This window comes from Aeromonas sp. QDB03, assembly GCF_027707985.1.
Taxonomy (GTDB): Bacteria; Pseudomonadota; Gammaproteobacteria; order Enterobacterales; family Aeromonadaceae; genus Aeromonas; species Aeromonas hydrophila.
Map to the genome: position 1 here is coordinate 105824 of NZ_JAPCJG010000001.1, position 19624 is coordinate 125447.

Annotated in this window: 26 protein-coding genes and 2 tRNA genes; 3 read left to right on the forward strand and 25 right to left on the reverse strand. The window is 59.4% G+C overall.

Going from position 1 to position 19624, the window contains the following annotated elements:
• Positions 1–49 precede the first annotated feature (49 nt).
• The 25 genes from PG900_RS00440 to PG900_RS00560 all read right to left on the reverse strand — a co-directional run bounded on the left by PG900_RS00440 (position 50) and on the right by PG900_RS00560 (position 18734).
• Entirely contained in the window at positions 50–1309 is a 1260-nt protein-coding gene (locus PG900_RS00440; RefSeq protein WP_024944897.1) for a dicarboxylate/amino acid:cation symporter, read from the reverse strand.
• Positions 1310–1514: 205 nt separating this feature from the next.
• Positions 1515–1991 carry a CC0125/CC1285 family lipoprotein gene (locus PG900_RS00445; RefSeq protein ID WP_270830664.1) on the reverse strand — a complete coding sequence of 159 codons (477 nt, stop codon included), beginning with the start codon at positions 1989–1991 and terminating at the stop codon, positions 1515–1517.
• Between the two features lie 143 nt (positions 1992–2134).
• Positions 2135–2211 (reverse strand) — tRNA-Pro (locus PG900_RS00450).
• Between the two features lie 231 nt (positions 2212–2442).
• Positions 2443–3786, reverse strand: a complete 1344-nt coding sequence (locus tag PG900_RS00455) for a dihydroorotase (protein ID WP_011706420.1) — start codon at positions 3784–3786, stop codon at positions 2443–2445.
• Positions 3787–3850: 64 nt separating this feature from the next.
• The gene (locus PG900_RS00460; protein ID WP_163136234.1) at positions 3851–5104 is read right to left on the reverse strand and encodes a site-specific integrase; all 1254 of its coding nucleotides are present in this window, start codon (positions 5102–5104) and stop codon (positions 3851–3853) included.
• A 169-nt stretch (positions 5105–5273) separates the two neighbouring features.
• The gene (locus PG900_RS00465) at positions 5274–5678 is read right to left on the reverse strand and encodes a hypothetical protein (RefSeq protein ID WP_043129276.1); all 405 of its coding nucleotides are present in this window, start codon (positions 5676–5678) and stop codon (positions 5274–5276) included.
• A gap of 136 nt (positions 5679–5814) precedes the next feature.
• A complete protein-coding gene (locus PG900_RS00470) occupies positions 5815–6126 on the reverse strand; it encodes a DUF4406 domain-containing protein (RefSeq protein ID WP_210538398.1) in 312 nt (103 codons plus the stop codon).
• A gap of 44 nt (positions 6127–6170) precedes the next feature.
• Entirely contained in the window at positions 6171–6389 is a 219-nt protein-coding gene (locus PG900_RS00475; protein WP_080698025.1) for a hypothetical protein, read from the reverse strand.
• Positions 6353–7597, reverse strand: coding sequence for a hypothetical protein (locus tag PG900_RS00480; protein ID WP_270830665.1), 1245 nt, complete (start codon positions 7595–7597; stop codon positions 6353–6355). Before PG900_RS00480 ends, PG900_RS00475 begins: the two co-directional genes overlap by 37 nt.
• Positions 7594–8157: a hypothetical protein gene (locus PG900_RS00485; RefSeq protein WP_270830666.1), complete on the reverse strand. Its 564-nt coding sequence runs from the start codon at positions 8155–8157 to the stop codon at positions 7594–7596. The genes PG900_RS00480 and PG900_RS00485 overlap by 4 nt, the downstream gene beginning before the upstream one ends.
• Entirely contained in the window at positions 8154–8489 is a 336-nt protein-coding gene (locus PG900_RS00490) for a hypothetical protein (RefSeq protein WP_270830667.1), read from the reverse strand. The genes PG900_RS00485 and PG900_RS00490 overlap by 4 nt, the downstream gene beginning before the upstream one ends.
• On the reverse strand, positions 8486–9424 hold the full coding sequence (rdgC, locus tag PG900_RS00495; protein WP_270830668.1) for a recombination-associated protein RdgC: 939 nt from the start codon (positions 9422–9424) through the stop codon (positions 8486–8488). Before rdgC ends, PG900_RS00490 begins: the two co-directional genes overlap by 4 nt.
• Positions 9425–9447: 23 nt before the next feature.
• The gene (locus PG900_RS00500; RefSeq protein ID WP_135320238.1) at positions 9448–9627 is read right to left on the reverse strand and encodes a hypothetical protein; all 180 of its coding nucleotides are present in this window, start codon (positions 9625–9627) and stop codon (positions 9448–9450) included.
• 58 nt (positions 9628–9685) lie between these two features.
• Entirely contained in the window at positions 9686–10288 is a 603-nt protein-coding gene (locus PG900_RS00505) for a DNA N-6-adenine-methyltransferase (protein WP_270830669.1), read from the reverse strand.
• Entirely contained in the window at positions 10272–10883 is a 612-nt protein-coding gene (locus PG900_RS00510) for a hypothetical protein (RefSeq protein WP_270830670.1), read from the reverse strand. The genes PG900_RS00505 and PG900_RS00510 overlap by 17 nt, the downstream gene beginning before the upstream one ends.
• Entirely contained in the window at positions 10880–12100 is a 1221-nt protein-coding gene (locus PG900_RS00515) for a hypothetical protein (RefSeq protein ID WP_270830671.1), read from the reverse strand. Before PG900_RS00515 ends, PG900_RS00510 begins: the two co-directional genes overlap by 4 nt.
• Positions 12101–12153: 53 nt before the next feature.
• The gene (locus tag PG900_RS00520) at positions 12154–13242 is read right to left on the reverse strand and encodes a hypothetical protein (RefSeq protein ID WP_270830672.1); all 1089 of its coding nucleotides are present in this window, start codon (positions 13240–13242) and stop codon (positions 12154–12156) included.
• Positions 13243–13290: 48 nt separating this feature from the next.
• The gene (locus tag PG900_RS00525) at positions 13291–14181 is read right to left on the reverse strand and encodes a hypothetical protein (protein WP_270830673.1); all 891 of its coding nucleotides are present in this window, start codon (positions 14179–14181) and stop codon (positions 13291–13293) included.
• A 9-nt stretch (positions 14182–14190) separates the two neighbouring features.
• Positions 14191–15213 carry a YqaJ viral recombinase family nuclease gene (locus PG900_RS00530; protein WP_270830674.1) on the reverse strand — a complete coding sequence of 341 codons (1023 nt, stop codon included), beginning with the start codon at positions 15211–15213 and terminating at the stop codon, positions 14191–14193.
• Positions 15210–15584: a hypothetical protein gene (locus PG900_RS00535; RefSeq protein WP_270830675.1), complete on the reverse strand. Its 375-nt coding sequence runs from the start codon at positions 15582–15584 to the stop codon at positions 15210–15212. Before PG900_RS00535 ends, PG900_RS00530 begins: the two co-directional genes overlap by 4 nt.
• A gap of 2 nt (positions 15585–15586) precedes the next feature.
• A complete protein-coding gene (locus PG900_RS00540; RefSeq protein ID WP_270830676.1) occupies positions 15587–15778 on the reverse strand; it encodes a hypothetical protein in 192 nt (63 codons plus the stop codon).
• A gap of 74 nt (positions 15779–15852) precedes the next feature.
• Positions 15853–16740 (reverse strand): tetratricopeptide repeat protein, encoded by an 888-nt coding sequence (locus PG900_RS00545; protein ID WP_270830677.1) that lies wholly within the window; start codon positions 16738–16740, stop codon positions 15853–15855.
• A 311-nt stretch (positions 16741–17051) separates the two neighbouring features.
• Positions 17052–17297: a hypothetical protein gene (locus PG900_RS00550; protein WP_047234852.1), complete on the reverse strand. Its 246-nt coding sequence runs from the start codon at positions 17295–17297 to the stop codon at positions 17052–17054.
• 226 nt (positions 17298–17523) lie between these two features.
• A tRNA-Pro gene (locus PG900_RS00555) sits at positions 17524–17598 on the reverse strand.
• A 401-nt stretch (positions 17599–17999) separates the two neighbouring features.
• Positions 18000–18734, reverse strand: coding sequence for a helix-turn-helix domain-containing protein (locus tag PG900_RS00560; protein WP_270830678.1), 735 nt, complete (start codon positions 18732–18734; stop codon positions 18000–18002).
• A gap of 16 nt (positions 18735–18750) precedes the next feature.
• Here PG900_RS00560 and PG900_RS00565 point away from each other — a divergent pair, with 16 nt between their 5' ends.
• The 3 genes from PG900_RS00565 to PG900_RS00575 are packed head-to-tail and all read left to right on the forward strand — an operon-like array spanning position 18751 to position 19607.
• Positions 18751–18957 carry a Cro/CI family transcriptional regulator gene (locus PG900_RS00565; protein ID WP_047234854.1) on the forward strand — a complete coding sequence of 69 codons (207 nt, stop codon included), beginning with the start codon at positions 18751–18753 and terminating at the stop codon, positions 18955–18957.
• Between the two features lie 38 nt (positions 18958–18995).
• A complete protein-coding gene (locus PG900_RS00570) occupies positions 18996–19385 on the forward strand; it encodes a hypothetical protein (RefSeq protein ID WP_047234855.1) in 390 nt (129 codons plus the stop codon).
• A gap of 3 nt (positions 19386–19388) precedes the next feature.
• Positions 19389–19607 (forward strand): hypothetical protein, encoded by a 219-nt coding sequence (locus PG900_RS00575; RefSeq protein ID WP_047234856.1) that lies wholly within the window; start codon positions 19389–19391, stop codon positions 19605–19607.
• Positions 19608–19624 lie beyond the last annotated feature (17 nt).

The following is a 19624-nucleotide window of genomic DNA, read 5'->3' on the forward strand; positions in this document are numbered from 1 at the left end:
AAAAAACGGCCCGCGTCTGCGGGCCGTTTTGATGGAGGTGATGCTGGGATCACGCCTTGGCGGTGTCCACCTCACCCAGAGGTTCGGTTTCACCCAGGCTGTCTTCGCTCTTGGCGACCACGCTGGCGGCGATGGCGTTGCCCAGCACGTTGGTGGCGGAGCGACCCATGTCGAGGAAGTGGTCGATGCCGAGCAGCAGCAGGATGCCCGCTTCCGGGATGTGGAACTGGTTGAGGGTGGCGGCAATCACCACGAGGGAAGCGCGCGGTACGCCGGCCATCCCCTTGGAGGTGACCATCAGCAGCAGCAGCATGGTGATCTGCTGGGCCATGGAGAGCTCGATGCCGTAGGCCTGGGCGATGAACATCACCGCGAAGGTGCAGTACATCATGGAGCCATCCAGGTTGAAGGAGTAGCCCATCGGCAGCACGAAGCTGGCGATGCGTTTGTCACAACCGAACTTCTCCAGACGATCCAGGGTTTTCGGGTAGGCAGCTTCGGAGCTGGCGGTGGAGAAGGCCAGCAGGATCGGCTCGCGGATCATCGCCAGCAGGGTCACGATGCGGCGGCGGATAAACAGACTGCCCATGGCGATCAGCAGCAGCCAGAGGCAACCCAGTGCCAGGTAGAACTGCGCCATGAAGGTGCCATAGGTGGCGAGGATGCCGAGCCCTTCCTTGGCGACCATGGCGGCAATGGCGCCAAACACCGCGAACGGGGCGAAGTTCATCACGTAGCCGGTCACTTTGAGCATGATCTCGGCGGCGCTGGCCATCAGCATCACCACCGGTTTGGCGGCATCACCCAGTGCGGCGGCAGCCAGTCCGAAGAACAGGGAGAACACCACGATCTGCAGGATCTCGTTGGTGGCCATCGCCTCGATCACGCTTTTGGGAATGGCGTGGGTGACGAAATCCTTGAGGGAGATGGCGCTGGCAACCACGCCGGAGCTGGCGGTGTCGTCAGGCAGGGAGAGGGAGAGCCCCACGCCCGGTTGCATCAGGGTGACCATCACCAGACCCAGGGTCAGCGACAGCAGGGAGGCCAGCATGAACCAGCCCAGAGTCTTGGCGCCGATACGGCCCACGGTGCGGGTATCGCCCATCTTGGCGATGCCGACCACCAGGGTGGTGAACACCAGGGGGGCGATGATCATCTTGATCAGCCGCAGGAAGATATCGGTCAACAGGGTGATGTCGCTGGCAAAGCCGGCGGCCTGGTCAGGGGCAAACATGCGATAGCCCTGGCCAGTCAGGATACCAACCAGCATCGCGATGAGGATGGCAACCGTCAATTTGTTCATTTTCATGGGGTGGGTCCCAGTTTTGATAAGTGCAGAGCGTTTCAAGCGGCAAGGGTGCCACTTCAGTCCGTTTTTGTGATCCGAGCCGTAGATTCCTGACAGCCGGTGTGCTGGCAGCATGCCTAATCCGGGGGGGTAAATCCAGCGCCTTGTGGCAGAATTTTATCTTGTCATTAGTTGTATGTGATATAGATCTTGCAATTTGGCTATATTAATCGCTGTTTATTTTAATTTTTGCAAGATAATCGGCTTTCATGGTTTGGTCGTTTTTCGCGCTGCGAGTGAGGGTGAAGATGAGCAACGCCGAGATGCGGTGCTCCACGGTGCGCTGATCCAGAAAGGGATCTGGCTCGTCGTCATCGAACCCGAACAGGGGGCGACTCGGCGTCACCCTGACCGCGTCCCGCTGCAGGGTCAATTCATTGACCTCAAGCCACTGATAACCTTCGGCTTGTGCCACTTCGCCCGCCCGTTTCAGCACATACTTGCGAGCGGTCTCCCGGCTCACCAGATCATTGCCGACAAATTCCAGCTGCCACTTGTCAGGCCCGAGCCGGGTCTGGGAGAAACCGGTCTGGCCGTTCCAGAACGATGGCTGGCTCTGATAAGGGGTGGCGCAGCCGAGCAGCAGGACTGCGCAGAGGTCGAGCCACAGCAGACGCTGGCAAAAGGGGCGGGGAGAGGGCATCTCGAACACCGGTTGGCAACACACGGCATCACTACAGCACAAACCGATCGGCGACACAATGCGGGCAGCGTTGTGCCGCTAAGGGCTGCGCCGCGCCAAAAAGAAAAGGCCTTGTCGTTTGACAAGGCCTTTCTCGGGGAATTTGGTCGGTGTGAGAGGATTCGAACCTCCGACCCTCTACACCCCATGCAGATGCGCTACCTGGCTGCGCTACACACCGACGGAGTCAGCTCGGCTGACGGGGGCTGAGTTTATGGAGATGGGCCCTGCCTGTCAACAGCGGAAATTCCACTCCGGGATCGTTCGCCTGCTTTGCGAGCAATCTGCGCTTAAAGTGCCGCCAATCGCCGAAAAACCGCTCATTGCAGGGCCGTGAGCGACTGCAAAAAAACAGGTCGCCCGGGTAGGCGGCCTGTGGTGGCGCAGTGTGACAGCGCACATACAAGAGGGATCAGCGGGTGAAGGTGAGCCGCTTGCCCAGCACCTCGTTGGTGACCTGGCCGTTTTGCCAGGCGATCTGGCCGTTCACCAGGGTCATCTCCACCGTGCTGTGGAAACGGTAGCCATTGAAGGGCGACCAGCCGCACAGATAGAGCAGGTTGCTGTCGTTGACCACGTAGGGCTTGCCCAGATCCAGCAGCACCAGATCGGCGAAGTAACCCTCGCGGATGTAGCCGCGATCCTGCACCTGGAAGCGCTCGGCCACCGCGTGGGAGGTTTTTTTGACGATGGTCTCCAGCGAGAATACCCCGTTGTGGTAGAGCTCCAGCAGGGCCAGCAGGGAGTGCTGCACCAGCGGCACGCCGGACGGTGCCTTGAAGTAGCTGTTCTGCTTCTCTTCCCAGGTGTGGGGAGCGTGGTCGGTGGCGATAATGTCGAGCACGTCATTGCGCACCGCATCCAGCAGGGCGTGCTGGTCGGCGGCACTCTTCACCGCCGGGTTGCACTTGATCTGGCTGCCCAGGGTGTCGTAGTCCGCCTCATTGAAGAACAGATGGTGAACGCACACCTCGGCGGTGATGTTCTTGTCCTTGAGATCCTTCAGGTCCGGGGTGGCGGTGAAGAGCGACAGCTCCTTGGCGGTGGTCAGGTGCAGCACGTGCAGCTTGGCGCCGTACTGCTTGGCCAGGGAGACCGCCAGGCTGGAGGATTTGTAGCAGGCGTCGGCGCTGCGGATGCGGCCGTGCTCGCGCATCGGCACATCTTCGCCCCACTTGGCGCGGGCTTCGTCTTCCAGCACCTTGATGGTGGGGGTGTCTTCGCAGTGGGTGACGATCATCACCGGGCTCTCGCGGAAGATGGCGGCCAGGGTCTCCTGATTGTCCACCAGCATGTTGCCGGTGGAGGCACCCATGAAGATCTTGATGCCGCAGGACTGTTTGGGATCGAGCTTCTTGATCTCTTCCAGGTTGTCGTTGGTGGCGCCGAGGTAGAAGCTGTAGTTGGCGGCGGAGGAGTTGGCGGCTATCTGGTATTTGGCTTCGAGGGCATCGAGGGTGGTGGTCTGGGGATTGACGTTGGGCATTTCCATGAAGCTGGTGGTGCCACCGGCCACGGCGGCCCGGGATTCACTGGCGATGGTCCCCTTGTGGGTCAGCCCTGGCTCCCGGAAGTGGACCTGATCATCGATCATTCCGGGGATGAGGTGACGGCCTGCGGCATCGATCACCACTGCATCGGGGGCCTGGATATCCGGGGCGATGCGGGCGATCCGTTCCCCCTCGATCAGCACGTCGGAGGCATAGATGCGGCCTTCGTTGACCAGGGTGGCATTCTTGATAAGCAATTTGTTCATGGGGGGTTCCAGTTCCTTTGCCGGGAATTGTGGGTGTTGACTTTTAATCAAATAAATCAATCGCTTACTCGTGGATCTTTTTTTCTTGGGGCGTCATTGGGGCAAAAAGGCCTTTTGATTGCATCTGCTCCCAGATCCTGACCGCCTCTGATTTACTCGCCGAGGCGATCCACTTTCCGTAGACGGATTGTAACATTTCAAGGTCAGCGTGACCCATTTGCGCTGCAATATACGCGAGATTTCCATGCGACGTCAGGTTCCAACTAGCAAACGTATGCCTAAGTTGATAGAAGCGCCGGTATCTTACCCCGGCTCTCCTCATGATGTTGCTCCAGGCATGAGACACCCCGGCGGCGGTGAAGAACTCCTTGGCGTGTGGAACATGGGGGCCCGTCACCTTAGGCGTGAATACCGGCCTGATGCTCTGGCGCTCGATACGACCATTCATGTCCACATCTACCGACACCACAGCACGCATGAACGACAATGCCATCTGTGATCTGAGAGCTGCGATCACGGGCGGCTGCAGATCAACCTCCCGGGGCTCGTTGGTCTTGGGCAGTTTGAAATAGTCCGATTCGTTACTGATGTTCCTGCTGATGACCATTACCCCTTTTTCGAGGTCGATGTCCTCCCAAGCAAGAGCCCTCAGCTCGCCTGTTCTAAGGCCAGTATAGATAGCAAGGGTGATCATGTTTCGCTGCTGCTCGTGGGAGCAGGCTTCCAGCAGCCGGGTGTATTCATCAAATTCGAAAGGGTCTGCCGGTGAGGTTTTTCTGGTGGTGACGGGCCTCACTCCTCCCGTGAGTCTTGCTGCATCCGCAAGAAGGTTGTTCTTCTCGCACCAGCGAAGCAACTGCCTGAATCGCCCAAGGTAGGTGACGATGGAGTTGGGTTTGAGTGAGATGTGCAACTCATTGCGGATCAGCTCAATGTCCTTGGGCATCAGCGTTGAGACCTGTCGGTCCTTACCCAGGACATTGATGCACGCCTCAATGGCGAACGGGTAGCCATGACGAGAGGTAGGCTTCAGCATGGGTTTGTGCAGCCGCCAGAAATCCTGATAGGCCTCCCAAATGGTGACGTTTCTCCGGCTTCCTCCAAATCGAGTCAGTGCAGGGCTGTCAGGGAAATGATGTGCGTAGCTGAAGGTGCCGATCGCAATCTCATGCTTGATGGTTGCCAGCTTGTTGGTGGCAAACTTCACGTTCGCCTTGGTGATGGGGAGGTCGAGGACCTCCCGGCAGCGTGCCCGTTTATAGGTGAAGGTGATGCGCAGCTTTTTGCCATGAACCTCCAATCCAGTGACTCCAGCCACTAGATCATCATGCTTGACTCGACCCACTTGTCATACTCCGCAACGTTGTAACGAATCTGGTTGTCCGGGGCTCGGCACCATACCCGCCCTTCCGGCCATTCTCCTTTCAAGCGCCGTCCTTCGGCGGCTTTTTCTGTCATGCCTGTCAGTTCGGCGAATAGCTTCGGCCTCACCCACCTGGCACATGGGTAGACGAATTGCTGCATCTGTTGGTCCTCATTAGTCTGGTTATTTCATCCCGGCCCGCTCGGTTGTAGAGGAAGCATTCCACCTGCTTCCTGCTGCTGACCGCCTGGTCAAGGCGGTACTCCCCGAACGCCGGGCGTTTGAGTTGGTGCTGGTTGGCCAGCCGGCCAATGGCCTGGGCACTGACCCCCAGCTCCTTGCCCAGCTCGGTGGCGCTCCAGAGCTGGCCGGCAACCCGGGGCGCTTCGATAGGCAGGTCGAAGTGCGCCAGGATGCGGCCGATCTCGGCGAGCTTGGCCGATCGGGAAAGGGTGGGGGAGCGCACGGCGCTGACCAGCTCGTTGAGAAGCTGGCTGTCCTGGTCGATGGTCAGTTGAAGTTGCTGCATGGCGTGGCCCTCCTGTCCCAGAGGATGGGGCGCCGGGTGGATTGAAGGAAGGGCCGCGATTACAGCAGGGTCAGCACCATCAGTGCGGCCAGGGTGTTTAGCGCCAGGATGGCGAGCCCGGCGGCCCGCTGTCTGGTCATGCCGCCACCTCGTCAGCCAAGTGCGGCACGGGGAGGATTATGGCCTTGCCGAGCTTGATGGCCAGGGCGTGCTCTGCTCTGGCGCCGGCGCTGCGCTCCCAGCCAGGCAGCATGACCAGCTGATCTGCCATCTTGACCATCTCGATGCAGATGGCCATGTATTCGTGTTGCTCCAGCCCATCCGGCAGGATCGCCGGGTTTAGGGCCACATGGCCCAGGCCAAGCAGGCGGTGCGCCTCGGCATTGAAGGCGTCGCGGTTGAAGTTCGGCAGGCCTGAGATAGGCCCGGCTATGTAGATTTTCGCCATGGTGAGTCCTTGAATTGGAAGCCCCGGGCAGGCCGGGGATCTGGTTATGCTCGCCAGCCGCGGTACCCGATAAAGCCCGGCGCCAGCACCTGCCTGAGGGGCAGGACGGGGAGGTGGGCTATCAGGGTCTTGAGCTGGGGGTTATCGGGTTGGCTGTCGATGGTGACCCGGGCGCCGGGGTTGATGCGGAGATATCTGGCGCGGGTCTCTTCGGCTTCGGTGCGGGTCAGTCCGGGCTGAATGATGGGCTCTCGATAGCGCACGGCTCACCTCCTTTGGCTTCTGCTGCTTCCAGCATCAGCTGCGCTACATCTGCAGCCGAGCTTGCATCGAGCCCTGACAGTGCGGTGGCCGCACTAAGCCCGGCAAAAACCTGTCCAGTCAGAGATGGGGGTCGGTTGCAAGGCAGATCGGCTTGGCGTGACAGAAGCTGGAAGGTGTCTCCTGTCCACGGCACCTCCCCGGCGATCCGCTTGAGCAGCGCTGCCGCATCGTGCGCCGGGTCGTCACTGAACCCGTTGGCGATGGATTGCAGCACCGTGGTGAGCTCGAGCTCCTGGCCTTCGGTGATGGTGCGCCCTATTGCCTGGCCAGCCAGCGCCACCTCGATGCGATCCAGCAGGTCACCACGCTTGGCGCAGTCTTGCGGCAATGACGGGATAACACGGCGCATTACTTCATGCGCTTCCTGCAGCAGAACCAGCGTCCCCTTGTGTGTGCTCTGCAACTGGTCGTGTTGCTCCTGCAGTTCGCGGTAGTCGGCGGTGACCGGTGATGTGGTGGCATCAGTCCATTCATTGTCTGGGCGGTCTGGTCGCTCACCGACAAGCCGCCGCCCACCTACTGGGCCAAACAACCCCTCTTCTTGGTAGTCCGCAAGATGCACATACACGCCCGCCGGCATGTCATCTCCATCGGTTGACTTGAAGGCGCGACGATAGAACAGAACAATTTCCGTCTCCAGCTGTTCGGGGTCCGTATCTCTGTCTGGGCTGCAGAAATCAGCCAGTTCTACGAGATCCGCCGCGCTCAGGGTTATGCCTGTTTGATGCGAATTTTCCCCACTCACTGCATCCTCTATGCGCTCAAGGAAGGCATCAACAGCCGGCAGATCGTCGATTGCCACCCCTATCGCCGGCACTATTTGGGTTACCTCTAGCAACAGGTCGGCCAGCGACTTACAGCGGTCAGCCATCGCCACCATGCCATCAGCCAGGGCCTGCTCACGCTTGTGGTCGCTTGCCAGCAGCTCCAGCCGCGACTTGAGCGGGTGGTCGGCCAGCACAGAGCCGCTGGAGATGGCGCGTTCTATTGCCACGCCGGTGCTGTTGCTCTTATCCAGCATCTCCTGCATGCGTCGCTGCAGTTTCTCCACATCAGAAAACAGCACATAGCGCCCAGTGTTGTGGGCCTCCATGCACTCTCCAAACTCGCCACGCTTGTCGGCCAGCGTGCAGTTGAATCGCTTCACGATTGCTCTCCTTCCACAAATTCGAGGGCGGCGGCCACTTCCGGCAGCAGCTCGTCCCAGGTGGCGATGGTGCCGTTCTTGTGCCAGCCTGCCACGCCCTGGCTGTTGTTCATCACGCCCAACACCCCATTCAGCGCCTCAAGCAGCACATCCCGCTGCTTGGTCATAGCGTCCAGCTTCTCAACCGGTGTTAGCCCTTCTGCGCGTTGCAGGGTGATGGTGAAGGGGCCGAGCTCAGGCCTAGTCCCCTTCACTTCCAGAAAGTTGGTGGCTCCGCGCTTGGCGAAGATGCTGGCGTAGGCTGCGATAAGGGCCTTCTCTGCCAGCTCGGCGTGGCTGGCCACGAACTCGCTCAGCGTCACGCCCTCCAGTTCCTCGGTGTCGTAGCCGTCCAGCAGGTTCCAGCAGGCGACAATGCGGCGGGCGTTGGCCTTGCCTTCGCTGTCTGGAAAGCCGTTCTCATCCCGCGGCCAGACTTCGCAGACGCCGGTGCCATCGGCAGAGCCGACCGACTTGCCGTTACGAAAAAGGGCCAGAAGGCCCCTGGTGTGTTCGGTCATGCTGCAACCTCCTCGTTGCGGCGGGCGAATAGCGCCACAGCGCCATCTTCGGTATCCCAGATGCCAAGCAGGAACCAGTCAGCTCCTGCTGGTGTGGTTGGATTCCACTCGGCAACAAGGTCTATGTAGTCGCCATCGGCATCCCATCGCTCGATCATGTGCTCAGGCAGGTCATCTTCCATAGAGACGAACATTGCCTCGAGCCCCTGCTTATCAAGCCATTCGGTGTATTGGCTACCAAGCGTTTCGCCGAAGTCAGGGAAATCAGGGTGGATCCAGAACCCCGATCCATCCCGCTTCACCTCGGCAGGTGAAATAAGCTGTTGGTTCATGCTGCCTGCTCCTCTGCCGGGGCCTGGTAGTCCATCATGGTGCAGAGGTCAGTGATGGCCTTTGACAGCAGGATGAGGTTGGCCGCGTTGCACTGGCGCCAGTGGTGGGCGTAGTCATCGGCGTCATCGTCGGAGTCGTAATCCGGCATGGAGATGGCGCGCAGGCTGAAATCGCTGTTCAGTTTGAAGCTGATGGGCTCGTGCCACAGCTCCAGCTCCTCCACCTGATAACCCGCCTCCAGCAGAGAAACCACGTCAGAGGCGCGATCGCCGTTGAGATCCATGCCCTTGAAGGTCACCATCTCTTGCGCGGTGTCGGCAGACTTGAGTTTGACGAACTGGAGCGGGGAGAAGGGGCCGAGCGCTTCCGGGCGCTCTGCACTATCGGTCAGGTAGTCTTTCAGGCGGTTGCTGATCCCCATCTTGATGTCGTCGATGTGGATGGTCTGGGTCTTGAGGGAGCCCATGCACTTCACCAGCAGGTGCATGACCACCTTGAGCGGGCGCTTGGTGGTGGTGTTGAGGTACAGCAACTCGTTGCTCTGGTCGTACAGGGCGTGGATGAGCGTGGTTTCATATTCAGCTGTGGCGGCCATCTCAACAATCAATTGGTCCTTCATGGCCAGTTTCTCTTTGCGAGTAACCTTCTCCCGCAGACCGGAGCTGATCAGCGCATCAACGCGCTCTTTGAGCTTGCGGTTGACGATCTTGGTCGGAATGAGCTTGGTGTCCTGGCGCGCGACGAATGCGTAGCCGACGCCTGGGAGGTTGGTAACCAGCTCGCCGGTCACCTGATTGTTCTCGAACCCGGCGCAGCTGAGCTGGTTTTCAGTGAGCGGGGTAAAGGCGAGCTCGGCCAGGTGATCACGCATTGCGGCAATGGTCGGGAGCTTGGCGCTGTAAATGCTGGCAGATTTGATAACGGAATGGTTCATGGTCTGGGTCCTGTGTTGGTAGGTTAGTTGCGGGCTTTCTTCGCCTGCAGGTCGTGAAGTTTTCGAGCAGCTTCTTCGGCGGTTTGCCGGTCGCAGGTGATGCCGCCAGGAAGAACGAACTTCCCGTGCAGCTTGGGGTGGGGCATGACGACGCCCAACCCGATGACTACTGCGCCGCAGTAGGGGTTTTCAGTGGCTTTCATGGGGTTCCTCGACTTATCAACAGAATCTGTGATGGAGGCGGTTAGTAACTGGTGGGTATCAGGCCGCCTTTCTGACGCCAATGCCGCGAATAAAGGGGATGCGAGGGGATGCGCCCACCTTCATCGTGGGGAATGCAATCAGAGCGCAACCGAAGTTCGCCCCGTTCTTTCTGGTCACGCCATCGCGCTCGTAGAACTGGTAGCGGCCATCCGGCTCGTAGATGATCACATCTTCGGCCAGTAAGCGGCGCCACCACGTCGTCAGCGGTTCGTATGGCAGCAGCATCATCCCTGGCCTGCCATTGGCTTGCTGCTGGCGGGCCTGAGTGATGAACTCGGGTTTCAGATCGAACGGCGGGTTGCACCACCAGTGCTCTGGCCAGTCAAGGTTGAGGCTGTCGATGCCCATGCAGATGGTGCCTGCCTGCTCCGCCTCGCGTATCTGGGCGCGAACATCATCACGGGTGCGGTAGTCCAGCAGCTTTTCCAGCAGCAGGTGGCTGGTGAAGTAGTGGCTGCACTTGGCAGTGAGCGGCTCGGCGGCGATATCGCACTCGAAGTTGCGTCCGTAGAGCGCCTGCGCATCGGCAAAGCACTCCCAGGTGGTGGCCCAGAAGTTCTTGTCGCTGGCCGCGGTGCCGCTATCAATCAGGATTGCCATTGACGGCCTCCTTACTGGTGTTGTACTGCTGAATTCCCCAGACGATAGCGTGCAGGATCCACAGGTAGTGGTGGCTGTATCGTTTCATCGTCAGCCCCTCCATCAGCTCATACGGGTCGGGGAGGTCTGAATCATAAATGGCTTGGCACGCTTGGTGCTCGTGGCTGTAGTCACCTTCTAAAATCTCGTTGATGGCGATGGCAAAGTCGGACGCGTCGTCGGGTTCTTCCTGATACTCGGCAAGGAGCTCGCGAAGCCCTGACTTGAACGATTCCTCGTCAAACTCCATGCAGATTTCATCGCGGCGGCCAGAAGCTCCCATCTGGAGTTTTTCGCCCCAGTACCGCGGATTGACGCCCTTCTCGAAGTTGCCACCGAAGAACTTGAACATGTCGGCGGTTCGGCTGAATGCCCATGTCCCCATGTCGCCGCAGACCGTGAGGTGGCCAGGCCATGTAACCAGGTCGAAGCGGTAGACAGAACTGCCACGGTTAGAAAACTCAAGGTGACGGTAAAGGCCATCATCACGATGCACCTTCATGGTGTGTTCAGAGGTGTCGCGCAGAAAATCATTTTTCGCTTGCTGGGTGCTCATGCCGCCTCCTTGTGCTGCTCAGCGTGCTGGCCGGCTGCAAACTGTTCCTCCCACAGCTTCACCTTGAGCTCGCAGGCGTAGACGATCTGGCCGACCAGCTTCTCGCCGATCCCCTTCACCTTGTCCAGCTTGTTCCCCTGGTGGCTCATCACCTTGTAGAGGGTGTCGATCCCGGCCTCCTCCAGCGGCTTGATGGTGCGCGGCGGCAGGCCGCATTCATGGATGCTGACCGTCTTTGCCCATTCGGTGCGGGGCTGCAGGTGGGGGTGACTCTGCTCCAGGGCCTCCTGCATGAAGGCGAAGATGTCCCGGGTCATTTCGTCCGGGGCCCCGGCTCCATAGGGAGTCGGGTAAATGGGGTTCATCCACTGGCTCAGCATGACCGAGCAGCCGGAGCCATCGGATTTCATGGCGTGCAGCTTCCAGTTGAGGTCGTTGATGAGGTAAGGGAGGTTGGATTTCAGGCCATGATCCACCAGGTAGACGTTCCAGAGCGTGCCATCCTCACCCTTGTAGGTGTTGCCGAGGTGTTTGTGCCAGACCAGCTTGGCCGCGCGGGCGCTCTCCAGCTCCATGATGACGGTGTGGCGGCGCTCCAGCTCGCGATCCTGCTCGTTGATGGCGCTCAGCAGCTCACTGATACGGCGCTCCAGCTTTAACACTTCCGCACGGTAGGCGGCCTCGTTGCTCTTGTGCTTGGCGATCGCAGTGCGCTGCTCCTCCAGCAGCTCGTTCTTCTCCTTGATGCGACGTTTCATGCCGGCAGGATCCATGGCGTTGAGGTCGCTCAACTGGCGTTCTAGCTGGCGGGAGGTGTACTGCAGTGCGCTGTACTTGGTCTGAACATCGTTCAGGGCGCGCTGGGCCTTGTAGAGCTCGTCGGCCATGGTCTCCAGCTCGGCGGCACCTTCTTGCCGTGCTGCTGCGATGCGCTGCTCGGCTTCGGCAACCTGCTGGCGCAGCTCGCTGACCAGGGAGACCTGGGCATTCAGCTCGCCATCCCGGCCTTCCAGCTCGCCGATCAGGGTGTTGAACTCGTCGATGTGGGCGTTGGCGGCCTCGCTGATCATGGTCAGGTTGGCTGTGAGCAGGGTTTCAAAGCTGCCGATGGCGGCCTTGGCCGGGCCGTCCGGCATCAGCAGGATGTTGCGGATCTGGCTGGTGAGGGTGTTCAGGGCAAGGCTGGTTGCCTCGCTGGGGTTCAGTTCGGTGGTCATGACTCGGGGTCCTGTTTGGAAAGCGAAAGCCCCGTTGGTGGCGGGGCGGGTGATCAGTAGTTGATGGTCAGGTGGTCGATCTTGTTGCTGGCGATGTGCTTGATGAGGTTGATGGCTTTTTCCTCCTCAATCCCCAGGCCCATCAGGTCCATCAGGATGGCGCTGTTGATACGACCTCGATGTGCGCGGTCGGCGGCTCGATTGGCATCTTCTTCGGCCTTCAGGCGCTGTTCGTGCTCGATGCGCTGGCGCTCTTGCTCGGCGGCGCGGGTTGCAGCCTCCGCTGCCTGGCGCGCGGCGTTTGCTTCGGCCTGCTGGCGGGCCAGCTCGGCGGCTTCGGCATCGCGCCGGGCTTGCTCTTCACGCTCGCGGGCCGCCTGGGCTTGGCGCTGCGCCTCCAGCTCACGGTGCTGGGCCGCTTCACGCTCCAGGCGCTGGCGATCCTCTTCCTCTTGGCGGGCTTGCTCCGCCGCCTGCTCGGCTATCAGGCGCTCGCGATCGATGCGATCCTGTTCGGCCTGCTTCTGGCGCAGCTGCTCCAGCTCTGCCTGCTCGGCTTCGTACTTCTGGCGGGCTGCCAGGGCCTCACCGAGGCGCTTGGTTGCGAGCTCCTTGGCGACGGTCGCCTGGGGCAGCAGCTCTTGCCAGCTATCGTCCAGCGCGGTCTGATCGACTTCAGCCAGCAAAAACTGCAGGTCAGCCGCAGTAATCTCGATACTGGCATTGGAACCAAGTTCATTAAAGCGGGCGAGGCGGCCTTGCAGTGATGCAACCCGAGATTCTTCTGCCTCTTCGTACTGGGTGAGCGGGGCGCGCACCTCGTCTTTCAGGGCGTCCAGGGTGTCGCGCAGCACCTTGCGGTTGGCGTCGATGCGCTTGGGGATCTCCTTGTACTTGTCCGTTTGCTCCTTGCCGAGCCCGTCCAGGTAAGTCTTGGTACGGGCAACAGCGTGGGCGACGCTGGCGATCTCCTTGCGGCCCTTGACGGTGGTGATGTCGGGCACCAGGCTGGTTGCCTTCTGGCGGATGTCGGCCAGGAGTTCAGCGACACCCTGGCCCTCGGTGAACAGGGCGACGGCGGAGGTGGGTTCGATGACAACCAGTTGGGCCTGGGTTGTCTCTGTTTTGGCTTGTTCGGTCATGGCGGGTCCTTGGATGTGAAGAGGCCCGCTTAGTGCGGGCCTGATGAGTTATTGCTGGGCGCCGTTCCCGGCACTGAGTTGCTTCTTGCGCTCGCCGGCGATCTGCTTGATACCGGCAATGATGTTCTGGTCGCCGGTTTCGTTGGCCCAGGCCCAGGCGGTGGTGTAGGCCTGTTGCCATTCGGTGGTATCACATGCCCCCTCGATGGCGGCGCAGTGGTCGGCGTAGGCGCTGGCGTGGTCTACCTGAGCGGATTGCGGCTCAGTGTCGATGGCGGTCGATGTCTCCTGCTGCTCGGTGGTGGCAGGCTGGCGAGCTGACTTGATGCGATCCAGCACCGCGCTGGTGCGGCTTACAGGCTTTGCCTGTTGAACGTTGGCAGTTGCTGGGGTGATGTCTTTCTCGACTGGGTAGTCCTCTACCTCTTCGGCCACCTTGAGGCCCTTGAGTACGTCGGCAAACACATCGCGCAGTGCAAAGGCGCGAGCGCGAATGGAGAGCATCCGTTGCAGGTTCTTTTTGTAGGTGTCCTTGTTGAGATGGCCAGCAAGGCGGGCGTCCTCTTCCGAGAATGTGCGAGTCTCTTCCGGTTCGCCACGGCGTTTGACACTGCAGATGGCGGTTTTGGTGGCCGCATCCCAGTCCTGCTTGATGTATTCGCACAGGCCGGAGCCGCGCACCAGGGCGACTAGAGCGTCACCCCATACCGCTGGCACGTTGTTGATGACGGCGATGTTTTGCAGGGCTTGCAGAGGCTTCAGGCCAATTTCAGAGCCCCACTGGCAGGCAACCAGCACATCCCCAGCTTTCCCCTGATAGGGCTTTGGCACAAGGTTGGAGTTAGCCAGCATATCTGCCAGCTGCATGGCCTCTTGCAGGTTCTGTGGCTCCATGAGGAAGCCGCCCTTGTTTTGAGTGATGGTGGCAATGTTATTCATGGTTACCCCTTAATTGACTCGGAACGTGCGGGAAGTGGATGACTTGGTGTATGCGGCATAAGTTGCCGGGTCTGCCTTTTTGAAGGCTGTGGAGTCAAAGCGATTGGTGGTGACCGGCTTCCAAGTGGCCATGGTGGCGCCGTTGCGACTGAGCACCTGTGCCGAACCCATAAAGCCCTGGATCTGGCCGTCCACCTCCTTCTTCTGGCTTTCCAGCTCGGTGATTGCTTCGCTGAGCTCCTTGCGCTCGATGATGAGCGACATCACCTTGCTGTCAGCCTCAACCACTTCCGCAGCGGCATCTTGCTCCACTACCTCGAGCTGAGCAGCCCCCTCCGGCGGAAGGTCGGCGATCACGCAGTCGAACCAGAAGTTGGTTGCTGCTTCAACCATTGCGGCGATCAGATCCTCATTGCGCGGAATGGTGTAAATCCGGTAGTCGCGCCCATCAATGAGTACGGCAAGGTCTGACTCTTGCCGCCCGGTCACCAGCATGTAGTGCTGGCACTGGAGCAGATAGCTCTCTGGCACTTCATCGCACGCGGTGATGAGGTTACCGCGCTCGTCGTAGACGTTGCCGGGACCGAAACCTGCTTTCTTGGCGGCAAATCCGCTGGCCGTTTTGCACTCCAACACCTTGTGCTCTCCGACCATCCTGTCAACGTTGCCGACCATCCATGGTGCCACCTCTGCCTGGTAGTGGGTGACATCGACCGTCACCAGTTGCCCGGTACGCTCGGCGTATTCGTCGGCAACCACCGCTTCCAGTTTGTGACCCCAGTGGATGGCGGGCTTGTCGGACAGGTCATCCGGTGTCTTGCGGCCGGTCTTGACCAGCCACAGGTCGAACGGAGTTTGATACTTGTTCAGGCCAAGGATGGTTCCAATCTCGGATCCTCCGATGCCGAGCCGGCGGCGCAAGTGCCACAGTTCGTCTGGACTCAGGGCTGTTTGGTCGATAGCTGCCAGCAGTTTCTCGCAGTAGGCTTGGTGTTGCTGGCGCATTGTCAGGGTGTTGGCGGGGGCGTTCATGCGGCGGTCCTCTGGTGGTTGAATTGGTACTGCTCCCACTGCTCGTCGCTCATGGCGTCGTGCAGCTGGGCAACGTGATCATTCCATGCCTGTTGGGCGAGGGTTCTCAGCCCGGCGTCCAGCACCTGCTGGATCTGCAGGGTGAGCGGCACCTTGTCACCGGACACCATCAGCAGGTAGATGGCCTGGTTGAGTTGGGTGGCTCGCTCGGCGTCCACCTCGGCGAGCAGGGTGGCAGCGTCGGTATCGAGCTGGCCGGCCAGCAGCCGCGGGAGGTTGCTCTCAACCCACTGTGCAACCCACTCAGCCTTGGCGTTGACCTCGGCCTCCTGGCTCTCCAGCAGGGCTAGAAGAGCTGTTTCGTTGGTCATGGCTACATCTCCATTTCAAGCCGCAGGGCGCGCGCTTCGTGATACTCCTCAATGGCGCGGCGGGCAGCGGTGCGTTGGTGGGCAAGCCGGCGCTCTGCTGCGCTGGGTTCGACGGTCACGCTGTAGCGGTGTTGGGTGCGGGGCGGCATAGAGCCGCGAAATCCCATCAGCTGGGCTTCGGTCAGTTGCTTCATGGTCTGGGTCCTGTGGTGGTGAAAACGAAAAAGCCCAGCATTTGCTGGGCTTGGTCGGATGGTCTAAGTGGTGACTACTTGGGCTGGTATTTCTCGAAGTAGCTGGCGGCCAGTTCTTGGCCTTTGGCTAGTTGATCTGGGGTAAGTCGCTTCGCGGCATTATCACGCGCATCGTGGGAGCTCCGCTCGCCATTTGCTGCAGCAACAGAATACCAAGCGTATGACTTCACATAATCCTGCGGTACCCCTTCACCTCGCGCATATCCTGCACCTAAGTTGTATTGTGCATCTGGTAAACCTTGCTCTGCGGCTTTTCGATACCAAGAGACAGCCTTTTTGAAGTCTTGCCGCACGCCTCGCCCTTGATGGTGCATCACCCCAAGATTGTACTGAGCCTCGGAAATGCCTTGTTCGGCAGCCTTGCTGTACCATAACAATGCCTTGCTAAAATTCTGTTTTATACCTTGGCCTTGATCGTACATTACGCCAATGTTGTATTGCGCTGAAGGAAAGCCTTGCTGGGCTGCTTTGCTGTACCAGTAGAACGCCAGTTTTTTATCCTGCTCCACAGTCGTACCACTGGCGTACATCCAACCAAGCTGGTTTTGCGCGGCAATCAAACCAAGGTCGGCTGCTTTTTTAAACCAGAACAAGGCTTTTTTGCTATTCTGTGGCACTCCTCTGCCATCTTCATACATGCCACCTAAAAAGAACTGTGAAGTTGCATGATCTTGCTCTGCTGCTTTCTGGTACCACAACACCGCCTGCTTGCTATCCTGAGGTACGCCGTCACCAATGTCATAGCTAAACCCAAGGCGATATTGGTCGTCCCTGTTGCCAGCCTCAGCCTGCTTCATAATCTTGGCTATGTCAGTATTGTCAGACTCTGCGTGTGCCATTGGCATCACCAGCAATGACAACCCAAGCAACACAGCCCCGATCCAACCCCCTACTTGATTCATATCCCCTCCTTGTTTCGAAGGGGCTATTATGGATCTGTTTGGGGCGACTGTCAGCCTGCAACCCCCTGATGCAAGGGGCTCCAGGCTGGCCACTGTTGCCAGTGGCCACCTTTCACTTTCACGCACCGCTTTCCGAATTGACGGGTTATCGGCGCATCCCTACCGGCATTGGGATTCGTGGTTGTGAGCCGGTTCCAGACTGTTAAAGAGCGAGCTCAGCCGAATTTGGCGTGAGCGAAGCCAAAGCATCCTTGCGGTGCTTGAGAAAGAGGCTTTGGCTACGGCGCTATGAGGGAAGCGCCAGACCCGGGTCAGACGGCGTTGCGGTGGAACTCGGCGCGCCAGTGGAGGAGGGCGCTGTGCTTGGTGAAGCCGGTAGTGCGGCGCTGGGCGGCGCGGGCGGCGACGATGTGATGCTGCTCGGTGGCCAGCATGGCGATATGCAGTCGCTGCTTGATGGCCCGGCGTCGTGCGGCGTTGCCGTTCAGGCGGTCGGCGATGGCGGCAACGATCTGGTCAGCTCGTTTCGCGGCTCTGGAAAAAATGCGCTTGGTCATGGTACATTCACTCCTGTTGGCGAGTTGGTCCTCGCTAATACCCACTTGATTCGTCATGCTGGGTCCTGTTTGCCGGGGTTGGTCCCCTGGCGACTTCCGATTGGGGGTGGTACCCCAGTCCTTCAAAGCCCGCCCTGTGCGGGCTTTGTCGTTCTTACGCGCTGGTCAGGCGCTTCTCACTGCTGCCCTGGTGAGGGGCCGGGTCCTGTTGCCTGGTGTCATAACTTGGTCGGAGATACAGGGTTCGAACCTGTGAAGCCCTCATCCCAAATGAGGTGGCATACCGCTTGCCTAATCTCCGATGTTGCCGGTTACCTGATCCGGCGACCGCTAGCATCCAGTTAAAGGCTGTAGCCCGGTCGGTTCGTTGTACGCTCACCTTCCAGCAAGCTCGGTTCGGATAAACACGCTGCGCGTGTTGCTACGAACTAGGCGGGATCGATGGCAGTTGCCGCCTCATTGTTCACTGCCACCACCCCAAGACCTTCACCACGATTGGCCGCCTTCCACGCTGCCCCTTGCTGCTATCGGTCTTGGTCTGTTCGATTGCTTTACCGAACAAGGCAAAGGTTAATATTGCCGAACACTTGCGTCAATAGAAAATGTTCGGCTTTGCGAACTATTTTTTGACAGGGTGCTGTTCCGCCAAAGAGCGGGCACAAAAAAGCCCGCGCGATGCGGGCTTAATTGAGGTGCATGCTTTTACTCTTTTGTGTTCCGGCGCAGTTCAACCATGCGGCCGAAGACAATCGCGTCCTTGATGGGCACCACACCCAGGCGCTGGTCGTCAGTCACCAGGGTTATGCCAGACAGGCCATCAAGCGCCTTGAGCAGTCTATCTTGTTGGCTACTGACTATCCTTGCCAGCACCACGTCGTTGTGGCGGGGAGTGCGATCTGCCAGGTCGATAACACAGATGTCGCCGCTCTTGATGCCGGAGCCCGCGAGGTTGTCATCGTTAGCAATGATTCCGATTAGCTGCCCATCGTAATCACTGTATATGGTGTCGCGCCCATCAAGGGTGTGCAGGGCATCGGTTGGGTGCTCGGTGAGGTCTGACATTTCCCATACCGCTACTTTGCCGAGGTGCGTATCTGCTACATAGGTGCCGCTCTCTTTGCCGGTATAGAGCCATAGCGGGTCACAGCCGAGAGCCTTGGCGATAGAGAGCAGGCTACTGACGCGCAGATCCTTGAGCGGGTCAGAAAACAAAACGGATATGACCGCCTTGCTTACACCTGACTTGCGCACCAGATCGGCCTGCTTCCAGCCGCGCTCATTGAGCATGTATTTCAGTCGATCTCTGAAAGAGGTCATGTCGCTCTCGTTCGAATAAAAAAACACTTCCCTATTCTGTCCTATTTCTTGTGCGCGATGCCGATGGTTGACTTGTTCGGAAAAGCGAACCAAAATGAGCTCTGTATTGTCAGTACCCATAACAGGACCCAGACCAATGAAGAAACATCAAGCCATCCAGTTTTTTGGCGGAAGTAACGCAATGGCTCGCGCCTTGGGCGTTACCAAAAGCACCGTATCTGAGTGGCCGGAGGTAATCCCGGCCAAGTATGCCACGCGCATTCATTTCGCTTCCGGTGGTCGTCTTGACTTCTGTCTTGAGGATTACCGCCCCGATCAACCTGAAACCCAACAGGCCGCCTGACCACCGGCCTGGTTCAGTACCAACAGAGGACCACCCCAATGGGAAGAATTGCCCAGCCAGACCATGAAAATCTGAGCACCATTTCTCCACTTCGCGTTCGCGGAAACCCCGCGCAGCGCCAGGTATGGAAGGAAGTCGGCGCCGAAATGAACATGACCGAAACTGCATTCGCCCGCACCTCGCTGCTCATCTTGCTCAAGGCAATATCTCAGCATGAGCCGCAGATCCTGGCGAGAGCCGTAAAACGAGCCAACCGGAGCCTGGTTGAACAAGGGTTCCCACCCGTGACCGTCGAAGAAATCCTTGAGGGATCCGGCCTGCCCGAGCGGGGCCTGCTGCAGTTCACCCAGGAGGATGAGGCCGCATACAACGAAGAGCGCCCACTCCGCCCACTGCAAAAACTCATCAATTTCGTTCTCGGGAGGTAACCAATGAACACCCTAGCCAGACCGCCGCGACCGGCATCCCAGTACGTCAGCGATCGCGACAACATCGTTTTGAAGGCCGTCATGCATGAGCTGGCCCTGGCCCTCGATGAGCCGCTGATTTCGACCGCACATGCCGCTGGCACCGATCGCCAAGCCGTTCGCCTTGCTCGCGAACTCGAGGCCCGCACTGTTGAGCGTGCCGAGGCGCAGCCTAGCGCCTAATTTCCCCAGGCCCGCCT

Coding starts and splice junctions, on each gene's coding strand:
- PG900_RS00535 (WP_270830675.1), bottom strand. CDS start 15,584: ATGACCAACGAAACAGCTCTTCTAGCCCTGCTGGAGAGCCAGGAGGCC.
- PG900_RS00510 (WP_270830670.1), bottom strand. CDS start 10,883: ATGAGCACCCAGCAAGCGAAAAATGATTTTCTGCGCGACACCTCTGAA.
- PG900_RS00520 (WP_270830672.1), bottom strand. CDS start 13,242: ATGACCGAACAAGCCAAAACAGAGACAACCCAGGCCCAACTGGTTGTC.
- PG900_RS00540 (WP_270830676.1), bottom strand. CDS start 15,778: ATGAAGCAACTGACCGAAGCCCAGCTGATGGGATTTCGCGGCTCTATG.
- PG900_RS00570 (WP_047234855.1), top strand. CDS start 18,996: ATGGGAAGAATTGCCCAGCCAGACCATGAAAATCTGAGCACCATTTCT.
- PG900_RS00465 (WP_043129276.1), bottom strand. CDS start 5,678: ATGCAGCAACTTCAACTGACCATCGACCAGGACAGCCAGCTTCTCAAC.
- PG900_RS00515 (WP_270830671.1), bottom strand. CDS start 12,100: ATGACCACCGAACTGAACCCCAGCGAGGCAACCAGCCTTGCCCTGAAC.
- PG900_RS00440 (WP_024944897.1), bottom strand. CDS start 1,309: ATGAAAATGAACAAATTGACGGTTGCCATCCTCATCGCGATGCTGGTT.
- PG900_RS00550 (WP_047234852.1), bottom strand. CDS start 17,297: ATGACCAAGCGCATTTTTTCCAGAGCCGCGAAACGAGCTGACCAGATC.
- PG900_RS00505 (WP_270830669.1), bottom strand. CDS start 10,288: ATGGCAATCCTGATTGATAGCGGCACCGCGGCCAGCGACAAGAACTTC.
- PG900_RS00490 (WP_270830667.1), bottom strand. CDS start 8,489: ATGAACCAACAGCTTATTTCACCTGCCGAGGTGAAGCGGGATGGATCG.
- PG900_RS00545 (WP_270830677.1), bottom strand. CDS start 16,740: ATGAATCAAGTAGGGGGTTGGATCGGGGCTGTGTTGCTTGGGTTGTCA.
- PG900_RS00565 (WP_047234854.1), top strand. CDS start 18,751: ATGAAGAAACATCAAGCCATCCAGTTTTTTGGCGGAAGTAACGCAATG.
- PG900_RS00445 (WP_270830664.1), bottom strand. CDS start 1,991: ATGCCCTCTCCCCGCCCCTTTTGCCAGCGTCTGCTGTGGCTCGACCTC.
- PG900_RS00575 (WP_047234856.1), top strand. CDS start 19,389: ATGAACACCCTAGCCAGACCGCCGCGACCGGCATCCCAGTACGTCAGC.
- PG900_RS00455 (WP_011706420.1), bottom strand. CDS start 3,786: ATGAACAAATTGCTTATCAAGAATGCCACCCTGGTCAACGAAGGCCGC.
- PG900_RS00525 (WP_270830673.1), bottom strand. CDS start 14,181: ATGAATAACATTGCCACCATCACTCAAAACAAGGGCGGCTTCCTCATG.
- PG900_RS00560 (WP_270830678.1), bottom strand. CDS start 18,734: ATGGGTACTGACAATACAGAGCTCATTTTGGTTCGCTTTTCCGAACAA.
- PG900_RS00485 (WP_270830666.1), bottom strand. CDS start 8,157: ATGACCGAACACACCAGGGGCCTTCTGGCCCTTTTTCGTAACGGCAAG.
- PG900_RS00500 (WP_135320238.1), bottom strand. CDS start 9,627: ATGAAAGCCACTGAAAACCCCTACTGCGGCGCAGTAGTCATCGGGTTG.
- rdgC (WP_270830668.1), bottom strand. CDS start 9,424: ATGAACCATTCCGTTATCAAATCTGCCAGCATTTACAGCGCCAAGCTC.
- PG900_RS00530 (WP_270830674.1), bottom strand. CDS start 15,213: ATGAACGCCCCCGCCAACACCCTGACAATGCGCCAGCAACACCAAGCC.
- PG900_RS00470 (WP_210538398.1), bottom strand. CDS start 6,126: ATGGCGAAAATCTACATAGCCGGGCCTATCTCAGGCCTGCCGAACTTC.